Genomic DNA, 12,130 nt, shown 5'->3' with positions numbered 1-12,130 from the left:
ACTTATTTAAACTGCCAATCGTATAGTTGAATTTTAATTTTTATTTGTTGGTGCTTTAACGTCAGTTTAGTAGGTAACCAGTAACCTGCGTTTTGTACATAGGTGCCATAATCTATTTGCCATTTTTTGCCTGTATTATCAAACCATAATACTTGCTTTGCACGCCCAAGCTCATCAACAATTAAACTTTCATCGTCAATAGTGCCTTTAAGCCAGTTATCGGCATTATCAACCGGTAGTGTAAAACCCGTTAATCGTTTTAAAAGCTCTGCAGCGTTAGTATCAAAGTATTGTTCACCGTCAAACTCTAATTCAGCACCGTTAGCTGTTTGTTTAAGCGACAAAATACGAGTACCAATAAAAGTAGTCAGTATTAAATTATTGGAATTTGTTGTTTGCTGCCAATTTAAGTTTGCAGATTGACGCTCTTCTGGGCTAATAAATGCAAGTTTACCTTCTACTTGCCAAGTTTTTTGAGCAGCTAAACGTGGTTTCCAATCATCATAAAGTGTTGTTTTTGTATCAATTTGATGAGCACAGCCACCTAAAAACAAAAAAAACATGAATAAAATCAAATATTGTCGAATCAAATGTTGTTCCTTACTTTCCATATTCCGCTGATTTTTGGTAAAATTACCGCCTTTGAAGTAGGGCTCAGCAATATTTGGCAAATATGACCATAATAGCACTAGGTATAAATCACAAAACCGCATCCGTAGAATTACGTGAAAAAGTGGCTTTTTCGCCTGAGCAAATTTCAGAGGCGTTGCAACAATTAAGTGGCCATGCCGACTTTAATGAAGCGGTTATTGTGTCTACCTGCAATCGAACCGAGATCTATTGTAGCCTCGCTCAGCAAAATTCCCAAACACTGTTGAGCTGGCTTGCCAGTTTCCATGGTTTGGATGAACATGAACTGAGCAAAAACACTTATTGCTACGAAGATAACGATGCTATTAATCACTTAATGCGCGTGGCGTGTGGGTTGGATTCTTTGGTGTTGGGGGAGCCGCAAATTTTGGGGCAAATAAAACAATCGTTTTTTAGTGCTAAAAACCACGATGCAGTAGGTGTTACGTTTGATAGGTTGTTTCAAAAAACATTTTCGGTAGCGAAACAAGTTAGAACTGAAACCGATATTGGCGCAAGTGCGGTATCGGTAGCGTTTGCTGCAGTTAACTTGGCAAAGCATATTTATGGCAAGCTTGATAAGACCAATGTGTTATTAATTGGCGCAGGTGAAACCATTGAATTGGTTGCTAAACATTTATACCAAAATGAGCCTCAAAATATCACTGTTGCAAATAGAACTATTGAGCGAGCTCGTAACTTAGCTGATGAAGTGTCGGCAGATGTGATTGCTTTGGCGCAATTGCCTGAGCGTTTGCATAAAGCCGATATAGTGATTAGTTCTACAGCCAGCACTTTGCCTATTATTGGTAAAGGGGTGGTTGAGCAGGCGCTAAAGCAGCGACGTCACAAACCTATGCTATTTATAGATATAGCGGTTCCGCGTGATATAGAAAGCCAAGTTGGGGAGCTAGATGCTGCCTATTTATATTCCGTTGATGACTTACAAACCATTGTAAGCGAGAATATGGCAGCGCGCGAGCAAGCTGCACAGCAAGCGCAAATAATTATTACTGAACGCACCAAAGAATTTGCAATGTGGATGCGTTCACTCGATTCGGTAGATTTAATCCGCCATTATCGAAACGATGTACAAACAATTAAGTCTGAACTTGTAGAGCGTGCTGTTAGTCAGCTCAATACAGGTAAAGATGCAGAAAAAATTATATTAGAGCTCGCCAATAAATTAACCAATCGCTTAATGCACGCGCCTACCCGTGCAATACAAGATGCAGCGAAAAAAGGTGAAGTGGCGCAGCTAAACCAGTTGAAAAAAATGTTAGGTATTGATCAGGAATAACCGTTAAATGAAAGAGTCTGTTTATAATAAATTAGAAACCTTAGTAGAGCGTTATGAAGAAGTACAAGCGCTGCTAAGCGACCCGTCGGTCATTAGTGATCAAAACCGTTTTCGTGCGCTTTCAAAAGAGTATTCTGAGCTTGAAGAGATTGTAAAAACGTTTTTAAACTATAAAGAAACGCAAGACGATTTAGCCAGTGCAGAAGAAATGCTTAAAGATTCTGACCCTGAAATGCGTGAAATGGCGCAAGAAGAATATAAAGAAGCAAAAGCACAAATACTAGTGATTGAAGATCAAATTCAAGTATTAATGTTGCCAAAAGATCCGCGAGATAACAACAACGTGTTTGTTGAAGTACGTGCAGGGACGGGCGGCGATGAAGCGGCTATTTTTGCTGGTGACTTATTTCGTATGTACAGCCGCTACGCAGAAAATAAAAAATGGAAAGTAGAAGTTGTAAGCACCAATGAAGGTGAGCATGGCGGTTACAAAGAAGTTATTGCAAATATCAGTGGCGAAGGAGTTTACGGTCAATTAAAGTTTGAATCAGGCGTACATCGCGTACAACGTGTACCAGAGACTGAATCACAAGGTCGTGTTCATACCTCAGCGTGTACTGTTGCGGTTATGGCAGAAGTACCAGAAGCAGAAGCGATACAAATTAATACAGCAGATTTAAAAGTTGATACATTTCGTGCATCAGGCGCAGGTGGTCAGCACGTAAATAAAACTGATTCTGCTATTCGACTTACACATATACCTACCGGTGTTGTGGTTGAGTGTCAGGATCAGCGTTCGCAGCATAAAAACCGCGCTAAAGCGATGTCAGTACTTGCAGCTCGACTGCAACAAGCTGAAGATGAAAAACGCCATGCGGCAGAAGCCTCTGAACGTCGTGACTTGGTAGGTAGTGGCGATCGTTCTGAGCGTATTCGTACTTATAACTACCCGCAAGGTCGTATTACCGATCACCGTATTAACTTAACACTTTATCGTTTAAACGAAGTGGTAGCCGGTGATTTAAGTGCGATTATTGACCCATTAATGCAAGAGCATCAAGCTGACTTATTAGCGGCTATGGGCGACGAGTAGTCGTGAGCCAAACTCTTGAACAAGCTATTGCTGCAGGCGCTAATTTATTAGCACCTAGCAGCGAAAGTGCTAAATTAGATGCACAAGTTTTACTTTTACATATTCTTCAAAAACCTCACAGTTACCTTTTCACTTGGCCAGAACATGCGCTTAGTGATGAGCAACAACAGCAATTTAATACATTTTGCCAAAGGCGTTTAAACGGTGAACCTGTTGCACATATTACGGGGCAGCGTGAGTTTTGGAGTTTATCGCTTGAAGTTAACGCAACAACCTTAATACCTCGACCAGATACCGAAACGCTAGTAGAACAAGCACTTGAAGTGACTGTACCTGCTACAGCTAAAGTACTTGATTTAGGCACCGGTACTGGTGCAATTGCGTTGGCACTGGGTAGTGAAATGCCTAATTGGCAAATTACTGCAGTAGATAGAGTAAGCGATGCAGTTGCACTTGCTACACGTAACCAGCAGCGATTAGCGATTAATAATGTACATGTTAAACAAAGTAACTGGTTTAGTGAGTTGCATGGCGAAAAATTCAATTTAATTGTCACTAACCCTCCTTATATAGAAAGTAGTGATATACATTTAAATCAGGGTGATGTGCGCTTTGAGCCTCTATCGGCATTAGTGGCTGATGATTGCGGAATGTCTGATATTAAACAAATAATTACACAATCACGTGACTATTTGTCATCTAATGGCTATCTTTTAATAGAACACGGTTTTGAGCAAGGTGAAGCTGTTCGTCATTTTTTTGAAAAAATGGCATTTGTTAATATTAAAACAGTGAAAGACCTTGGTAACAATGACCGTGTAACACTTGCACTGTGGCCCTAGAGAATAATAATTGCCTACTAGTGCGTTAAATAATGCCATGAAGGAATTTCGACTATGATGGGTGATTTTTTATTTTCAGATGAACCAGAAGAAACAATCGATGAGATTGAACACGGTACCTGGAAAGTATTAATCGTTGATGATGAACCTGAAGTTCATGCTGTTACAAAACTAGCACTGAGTGATTTTGAATTTCAAAATAAACGCTTAGAGTTTATTAGTGCCTACTCAGGTGCTGAAGCGAAAGAGCTCATAAAAGAGCATCCAGATGCCGCTATTGTGCTACTTGACGTGGTAATGGAAACCGACGACGCTGGTTTGCAGGTTGCTAAGTTTATTCGTGAAGAAGCTAAAAATAATCATATACGGATTATTTTAAGAACAGGCCAACCTGGCCAGGCACCTGAACGTCAAGTCATTATTAATTATGATATTAACGATTACAAATCGAAAACGGAGCTAACGGCTCAAAAATTATTTACTGTTATTATGTCGAGCCTACGCTCGTATCGGGATATTATTTCGATTGAGCAGTCACGCGAAGGGCTTGAGAAAATAATTATAGCGTCTCGTGATATTTTTTCTGCGCATTCAATAGAGCACTTTATTGAAGGCGTTATGCAGCAATTAACATCTTTATTGGGTATTGCTGATCAAGCTATGTATGCCACCACTTTAGTTGCACAAAACCCAGAACATGAAAAAAATAAAAAACTAATAGTTTGCTCTGGCACTGGCGATTTTGAAAAAAGTGAAGGTAAAGAGCTTGATGAGGTATTACAAGCTGAGCAGTTAAGTGCGTGTCATCAGGCGCTTAATGATAAAAGTATCATTTATAAAGATAATTACTTATTTGCGTACTGCAGTAGTGAGTACAATCATAATTCAATGCTGTTCATATCAGGTGTCCCAAAGGATTTAACGGATACTCAGCGTCATTTAATCAAAATATTTTCTCAAAATGTGCAACTTGCCTTTGAAAATGTGCAGCTTCAGTCTGAAATAGAAGCGACACAACAAGAGCTTGTTTATAGGTTAAGTGAAGCAGTAGAGCAGCGCTCAACCGAGACAGGTAATCATGTTAAACGTGTAGCACATATTTGTCATATTTTAGCTGAGGGCTATGGTTTATCTAAACATGATGCAGATTTAGTAAGGTTGGCGTCTCCTCTTCATGATGTAGGTAAAGTGGGTATTCCTGATGCGATTTTAAACAAACCAGCAAAGTTAGAACCTCAAGAATGGGAAGTGATGAAAACCCATACTGATAAAGGCTATACTATTTTAAAAGACTCTCCCCATGAAATTGTGAGTACAGGTGCAATTATTGCAAAAGAGCATCATGAAAAATGGGATGGGTCTGGTTACCCACAAGGTCTAAGCGGAAACGCAATTAATGTATTTGGTCGCATAGTCGCACTTGCTGATGTATACGATGCACTTCGCCATAAACGGTGTTATAAAGAGCCTTGGACATTACAAAATGTGGTTGATGAAATTAATGCTGAAAAAGGCACACATTTTGAACCAAAAATGGTTGAAGTATTTAACGAAAAGCTTGATGAGTTAGAGGCGGTTCTTAGCCGTTTTCCTGATTAAATTTTTATAAAACAGAAGTACAGGGGCATATGGATTATTTAGCAGTAAAGCACTCGCACATGGCAATTGCGATGTTAAGTGTAATATTATTTTATGTTCGCGCTTTTTCGCGAATGGGCAGTGGTAAATTAGCAAAAAATAAAGCGGTAATGATTGGTAGTCACAGTATAGATACTTTATTATTAGTGTCTGCACTTACGCTTATATTTATGGCTAAAATTAATCCGTTTGAACAATATTGGCTATTAGAAAAAATAGTTTTAGTGGTTATATATATTGGTATTGGGGCTAAAAGCGCCCGACAAACAAAAATGGCGGCTAAAGTTGCTTACGTTTTAGTTAACACTGCTGTTATTTTAGCGATAGGTTATTTAGCGACGTCTAAATCAGCTTTTTTGCTTTAAGTAATATCTGACTATTTGAGCTTTATAGTTGTTTTGTAAAGCTCAAATACAACTCCCTCTCAGAAAATATTCAAATACACCTCTATATTGGTATATAGCTTTAAAGTTAGGTAAACTACGCCTTCGTTTTCTAAAATGTTGCAGTATTAATGACTACCCTCGGGTTTGACGAACACGATGAATCTTATCTTGATGATGCTTACGATGAATTTACACCTCCAGCGATTTACCGCTGTATTAAAGCAGAGTCAAAGTGGGACCCTCAGATAGATTTAACACCATGTTATGAAACTTTAACTGACTTTGAACAGCAAATTTCAGCGCTGTGTTTAAAAGTGAGTGATGAGCACGATCGCCTCGAAAAATTATTAGATATGTTTTACAGTGATTGGCTATTTAGTGCATCAGGTTTAAAAGTGCCTGAATATAAATTAAATACATTAAGCTATACGCTTTCTATGCGCAGTGGTTCACCTACAACACTGGCAATTATACTTTGTCATTTTTTACAACAAGCTAACTGTGACGCGAACCTTAGTCTTACCCAAGGTGATGTTGGTGTACATGTGGCGATTAGTGATGAAGAAGGCTACATAATAGAGCCAAGCAGTGGACAACAAAGTTGGTATATTATCCCTGAAAACGCAGATGAAGATGATGGTCAAGAGCAAGAGCCACTAGAACTGATTTTTGATGACGAAGTATATAAGTTATTTTTAGCTCAGCAAAAATGGTCTTTCATTAGCGAAAATAAATTTGGTCATGCTTTAACCTGTGTAGAGATGCTAATGGAGTTAATAGGCGACGACCCGTATGAGAGACGCGACAGAGGTTACTTATTAAATCAGCTCGGTTGCCCTAAAATGGCACGTGATGATTTACAGTTTTTTGTAGATGAGTGTCCGGACGATCCTGCAATAGAGATTATTCAACACCAAATAGAAGAACTAGAAGATAATAATAAAACGCACCATTAAGAATAGGAATAATTATGGTTGAAACTCAAAGCGCATTAATTACAAATGATGCCGTTGTGCTTGGTTTGCTTGCTATTATTTTGGGGTTTATTTTTAAAACCTCAAACAGTGAGCGTCCAGCTTTAAAACGATTTTATAAATACGTACCTGCTTTATTACTGTGTTACTTTTTACCTTCGTTATTAAATACCTTTGGTATTGTAGATGGTAATAAATCTAATGTTTATTATGTGGCTTCGCGCTACTTACTACCTGCCTGTTTAATACTACTTACCATTAGTATTGATTTAAAAGCGATTATTAACTTAGGCCCTAAAGCACTTATTATGTTTTTAGTGGGTACTTTAGGCATTGTTATTGGTGGGCCATTAGCTATTTTAGTGGTGAGCGCATTTGACCCAAGTATTGTTGGTGGGCATGGCCCAGATGCCGTATGGCGCGGTATGACAACTGTTGCAGGTAGCTGGATTGGCGGCGGTGCTAACCAAGCATCAATGAAAGAAATGTTTGAAGTTGGTGGTGATATATTTTCTGTAATGATTACAGTCGATGTAATTGTCGCTAATATTTGGATGGCTGTTTTATTGTTAATGGCAGCAAATCATAAAAAGATTGATGCAGCGACGGGTGCTGATACAAGCGCAATTGAAGACTTGAAAAAGCGTGTGGAAGAATATCACGCAGAACATGCACGCATCCCAACTCTTAATGATTACATGACGCTGATTGCAATTGCATTTGGTATAACTGGCTTAGCACACTTTTGCGCTGACTTTTTAGGACCATACTTTGGCACTACTTATGAGTGGGCAAAAGAATACAGCTTAAACAGTAAATTCTTTTGGCTAATTGTTATATCAACAACGATTGGTATAGGCTTATCGTTTACTAAAGTGAGGCAAATAGAAGCGTTTGGCGCTTCAAAAGTAGCTTCTAGCTTTTTATATATTTTGGTTGCATCGATTGGTTTACACATGAATGTAACCGCTATTTTCAATAACCCTGGGCTATTTTTAGTGGGTGCAATTTGGATGTTAGTGCATGCAAGCATTATGTTAATTGTGGCTAAACTGATTAAAGCACCGTTATTTTATATGGCAGTGGGTTCTCAGGCTAATGTGGGCGGCGCAGCGTCAGCACCTGTTGTAGCATCAGCGTTTCATCCGTCATTAGCGCCTGTTGGTGTCTTGTTAGCTGTACTAGGCTACGGTGTGGGTACTTATATGGCTTATATTTGTGGATTAATGATGCAAGCAGTTGCACCTTAAGGAATTTAAATGAAAGACCAAATTATTAAAATTAATGAAATTGAACTTGCAAACAACAAGCCGTTTGTATTGTTTGGTGGTATTAACGTATTAGAATCTCGCGATTTAGCAATGCGTGTTGCAGAGCATTACGTAGAAGTTACGACGAAACTAAATATTCCTTATGTATTTAAGGCCTCATTTGATAAAGCTAATCGCTCTTCAATCAATTCGTACCGTGGTCCAGGTATGGAAGAAGGTTTAAAAATATTCGAAGAAATTAAAAACACGTTTAAAATTCCACTAATTACTGACGTACATGAACCGCATCAGGCTGCACCTGTTGCAGAAGTTGTTGATGTAATTCAGTTACCTGCTTTTTTAGCGCGTCAAACAGATTTAGTTGTGGCGATGGCTAAAACAGGTGCAATTATTAATGTGAAAAAACCACAGTTTTTAGCGCCACATGAAATGCGTCATATCATTACTAAATTTAATGAAGCTGGTAATAACAACGTAGCTCTTTGTGAGCGTGGCTCTAGCTTTGGTTACAACAACCTTGTGGTTGATATGCTGGGTATGGATGACATGAAGGCAATGGCACCTGTTATTTTTGATGCAACACACGCGCTACAACGCCCTGGTGGACGAGCTGACTCTGCTGATGGTCGTCGTGCACAAGCTGCAGAGCTTGCGCGCAGTGGTATGGCGTTGGGTATTGCTGGTTTATTTATCGAAGCGCATCCAAATCCTAACGAAGCTAAATGTGATGGCCCATGTGCGCTAGCGCTTAGCAAGTTAGAAGGCTACTTAACGCAAATGAAAGCGGTTGATGATTTAATTAAAAGTTTTGCTCCACTTGATACAAGTGCAAGCGATTTATAATTAAGCATGATGTTTATTAAAAAGCGACTCAGGTCGCTTTTTTTATGCCTTTAATATACACAAACTTATATGATGTATATAATCTCACGCATAAGAAAAACTAATTCTAAGCTTGGTTATTATGTCAAGACGGGTACCTCCATTAAACGCATTAAAAGCCTTTGAAGCGGCTGCACGCCATTTAAGTTTTACAAAAGCTGCAGAAGAGCTTTATGTAACGCAGGCGGCAGTGAGTCATCAAATAAAAACACTTGAAGAGCATTTAGGGCTGAAGTTGTTTTTACGTAAAAACCGCTCTTTATTGTTAACTGAAGAAGGCCAAGGCTATTTTTTAGATATTAAAGAGATTTTTACTCAGCTTATTGATGCAACTGAAAAGCTATTAGCTCGTGGCGCTAAGGGCTCACTAACGGTAAGCCTAACCCCTAGTTTTGCTATTCAGTGGTTAGTGCCTCGTTTGAGTTTGTTTAATGAGTTACATCCAGAGATAGACGTGCGAATAAAAGCACAAGACCAAGATGAAAACTCACTCACGGATGACGTAGATATTGCTATTTATTATGGAAGGGGTCATTGGAATGGCGTACAAGCGTACAAGCTTCATACCGAATATTTAGTACCACTTTGTAGTCCTATGTTATTAAGCGGGTTAAAGCCGCTTGATCAACCTAGTGATTTAGCGCATCACACACTATTACACGACACTACACGTAAAAACTGGAAAACGTGGATGAAAACCGCAGGCGTGCGTAACATCCAGGTAAATCAAGGGCCTATATTTAGCCACTCCTCTATGGTGTTACAAGCAGCTGTACATGGACAAGGTGTGGCAATTGGCAATAGTGTATTAGCTAAACCCGACATAGACGCAGGGCGTTTGGTAATTCCGTTTAATCATAGCCTAGAGAGTAAAAATGCGTATTACTTAGTGCTTCGTGAGTCGCAAACAGAGCTTGGTAAAATAGTTTCGTTTAAAGAGTGGATGCTGAGCTTAGTAGAGCATGAGCAAGAACATGAGTATTAATAATGATTGAATGGTTTAAAAGCACGGAGAAACCTGCAATAGCACAGTTTATATTTGCACATGGCGCAGGTGCTGGTAGCGATTCTGACTTTATGCAGCACATGGCAAAATTAATAAGCGAGCAGGGTGTTGATGTTGGTTTATTTGATTTTGAATATATGCAAATCGCTAAAAAAACTAATAAACGCAGGCCTCCTGAGCGAGCACCAAAGCTACTTATTTATTATGAACAAGTGCTAACGAGTGCGCAGCCAGATTTGCCGTTGTTTATAGGCGGTAAATCGATGGGCGGTCGCATGGCATCAATGCTTGCATGTAGTACAGAGCAAAGCCTTTCAGGTGTTATAGCATTTGGTTATCCATTTCATCCGCCGGGTAAGCCAGAAAAATTACGCACCGATCATTTTGCTGATATTGTTTGCCCTTTTTTAGTATTACAGGGCGAGCGAGATACATTTGGTACACGTGAAGAACTTCTTACTATGAAAATGCCAAAGCAGCCTTTGTTTACTTGGCTGAGTGATGGCGATCACTCATTAAAACCACGTAAAAAAAGTGGCGTAACTGAACTGCAAAATAGAGAAACAGCAGCGTTAAGTGCTGTTGAATTTATTAAGCAACAAATTGAGATACGTTAAGACTCGAGTAGGGGGTTAGATGATTAAATTATTTTTAATGACCGGTAGTATTTTTTGTATGCTTTCGGTGATGTTAGGTGCATTTGCTGCCCATGGTTTAAAAAGCCGCTTATCGGAGTATTCATTAGGCGTTTTTAAAACGGCTGCTGAGTATCAAATGGTACATGGACTTGCACTTATTGCGGTGGCTATTTTAATTAAATGGGGCATAAACCTGAGTTGGGCTGGTGGCTTTTTTATAATGGGCACACTACTTTTTAGTGGTAGTTTATATTTACTCGCTCTAACAGGAATGAAGTGGCTTGGGCCTATAACACCGCTTGGTGGGTTGTGCTTTATTATTGGTTGGATTGTTATTTTAGTGCAAGTTGCACGATTTAAGTTTTAAAGAGTTTAAGGGTTAATATGTCTAGTGTTGTGATTTTTTGTCGTAGTGGTTTTGAAAACGATGCCGCTGCTGAAATAACGTTTCATGCTGCAGAGCAAGGTTTTGCAGGGTATGTAAAAGCAAAACCAAATACAGGTTATGTTGTTTACGAATGTTTTGAAGCGCATCACAGCGATGAAATAATCAAAAAAGTTGATTTTAAAAACATGGTGTTTGCACGTCAATGGTTTGCCGGCACATTACTTGAAAACATGCCAGTAGAGGACCGTGTGAGCGCAGTAGTTGAAGCTGCTAAAGATTTTACATTGTGCTCAGAACTGCGCGTTGAAACGCCAGACACAAATGAAGGCAAAGAGCTTTTAACGTTCTGTAAAAAAATCTCAACACCGCTTAAAAAAGCCCTCGAAAAACAAAATACTGTACTACGTGAGCCAAAAGCAAATCGCCCAGTAATGCATGTCATGTTTTTAACAAACAATACGGCTTATGTTGGTTACTCGTATAGCTTTAATAATTCTCCATTTTTCATGGGTATTTTGCGCCTTCGTATGCCAAGCGATGCACCGAGTCGCTCAACGTTAAAACTCGATGAAGCATTTAACGTATTTATACCTGAGCAACAACGCGAGTCACGCGTAGCTGCCGGTATGCGCAGTGTTGATTTAGGTGCATGCCCTGGTGGTTGGACTTATCAGCTTGTACGCCGTGGTATGTTTGTAAGTGCGATTGATAACGGCCCAATGAATGACGATTTAATGCAAACTGGGCAAGTTAAACATTTTAGAGCCGACGGTTTTGAATATCGCCCAGAAAAAAGAAATATTACTTGGTTAGTGTGCGATATGGTGGAAAAACCGACCAAAGTGACTACGCTAATGATTGACTGGGCAGTAAATGCATACGCAAAAGAGTTTATATTTAACTTAAAGCTGCCTATGAAAAAACGCTTTGATAGTGTTTATGAATGTCTTTCGATGATCAGAAAAGAGCTTGAGAAACAAGGTATCAATTACGAGTTGCAAGCTAAACATCTATATCATGATCGTGAGGAAATAACCGTTCATTTAAACGTTACTAAGGTGCCACAAAATTTGTATAGTTAA

13 protein-coding genes are annotated in these 12,130 nt (G+C 39.2%); 12 read left to right on the top strand and 1 reads right to left on the bottom strand.

Features of this window, described 5'->3' with window-relative positions; genetic code table 11:
* Nucleotides 1–2 precede the first annotated feature (2 nt).
* Nucleotides 3–590: a lipoprotein insertase outer membrane protein LolB gene (lolB, locus tag H5089_RS11100; protein ID WP_033020640.1), complete on the bottom strand. Its 588-nt coding sequence runs from the start codon at nucleotides 588–590 to the stop codon at nucleotides 3–5.
* 83 nt (nucleotides 591–673) lie between these two features.
* On the opposite strand from lolB, the gene hemA reads away from it, so the two are divergent.
* The 12 genes from hemA (at nucleotide 674) to rlmM (ending at nucleotide 12,130) form a co-directional block, all read left to right on the top strand.
* The gene (hemA, locus tag H5089_RS11095) at nucleotides 674–1,930 is read left to right on the top strand and encodes a glutamyl-tRNA reductase (protein WP_024594740.1); all 1,257 of its coding nucleotides are present in this window, start codon (nucleotides 674–676) and stop codon (nucleotides 1,928–1,930) included.
* Nucleotides 1,931–1,937: 7 nt separating this feature from the next.
* Nucleotides 1,938–3,023, top strand: coding sequence for a peptide chain release factor 1 (gene prfA / locus H5089_RS11090; RefSeq protein ID WP_002958554.1), 1,086 nt, complete (start codon nucleotides 1,938–1,940; stop codon nucleotides 3,021–3,023).
* Between the two features lie 2 nt (nucleotides 3,024–3,025).
* Entirely contained in the window at nucleotides 3,026–3,865 is an 840-nt protein-coding gene (prmC, locus tag H5089_RS11085) for a peptide chain release factor N(5)-glutamine methyltransferase (RefSeq protein WP_182695313.1), read from the top strand.
* 54 nt (nucleotides 3,866–3,919) lie between these two features.
* Complete coding sequence (locus tag H5089_RS11080) at nucleotides 3,920–5,464, top strand: response regulator (protein ID WP_024595292.1); 1,545 nt, start codon at nucleotides 3,920–3,922, stop codon at nucleotides 5,462–5,464.
* A gap of 29 nt (nucleotides 5,465–5,493) precedes the next feature.
* Nucleotides 5,494–5,868, top strand: a complete 375-nt coding sequence (locus H5089_RS11075; protein WP_024605422.1) for a SirB2 family protein — start codon at nucleotides 5,494–5,496, stop codon at nucleotides 5,866–5,868.
* A gap of 149 nt (nucleotides 5,869–6,017) precedes the next feature.
* Nucleotides 6,018–6,845, top strand: a complete 828-nt coding sequence (locus tag H5089_RS11070) for a tetratricopeptide repeat protein (protein ID WP_002958558.1) — start codon at nucleotides 6,018–6,020, stop codon at nucleotides 6,843–6,845.
* A 14-nt stretch (nucleotides 6,846–6,859) separates the two neighbouring features.
* On the top strand, nucleotides 6,860–8,113 hold the full coding sequence (locus H5089_RS11065; RefSeq protein WP_024595290.1) for a DUF819 domain-containing protein: 1,254 nt from the start codon (nucleotides 6,860–6,862) through the stop codon (nucleotides 8,111–8,113).
* Between the two features lie 9 nt (nucleotides 8,114–8,122).
* Complete coding sequence (gene kdsA / locus H5089_RS11060) at nucleotides 8,123–8,977, top strand: 3-deoxy-8-phosphooctulonate synthase (protein WP_002958560.1); 855 nt, start codon at nucleotides 8,123–8,125, stop codon at nucleotides 8,975–8,977.
* Nucleotides 8,978–9,098: 121 nt separating this feature from the next.
* Nucleotides 9,099–10,001, top strand: coding sequence for a transcriptional regulator GcvA (locus H5089_RS11055; RefSeq protein WP_002958561.1), 903 nt, complete (start codon nucleotides 9,099–9,101; stop codon nucleotides 9,999–10,001).
* A gap of 2 nt (nucleotides 10,002–10,003) precedes the next feature.
* Complete coding sequence (locus tag H5089_RS11050) at nucleotides 10,004–10,639, top strand: alpha/beta family hydrolase (protein ID WP_182712216.1); 636 nt, start codon at nucleotides 10,004–10,006, stop codon at nucleotides 10,637–10,639.
* A 19-nt stretch (nucleotides 10,640–10,658) separates the two neighbouring features.
* Nucleotides 10,659–11,027 (top strand): DUF423 domain-containing protein, encoded by a 369-nt coding sequence (locus H5089_RS11045; RefSeq protein WP_024595287.1) that lies wholly within the window; start codon nucleotides 10,659–10,661, stop codon nucleotides 11,025–11,027.
* A 17-nt stretch (nucleotides 11,028–11,044) separates the two neighbouring features.
* Nucleotides 11,045–12,130: a 23S rRNA (cytidine(2498)-2'-O)-methyltransferase RlmM gene (rlmM, locus tag H5089_RS11040; RefSeq protein ID WP_182712215.1), complete on the top strand. Its 1,086-nt coding sequence runs from the start codon at nucleotides 11,045–11,047 to the stop codon at nucleotides 12,128–12,130.

The sequence above is a fragment of the Pseudoalteromonas sp. SR45-1 genome (genome assembly GCF_014163655.1).
Lineage (GTDB): Bacteria > Pseudomonadota > Gammaproteobacteria > Enterobacterales > Alteromonadaceae > Pseudoalteromonas > Pseudoalteromonas distincta.
Note: the sequence above shows the minus strand (reverse complement) of the source record. Positions and strands in the feature narration are given on the sequence as shown.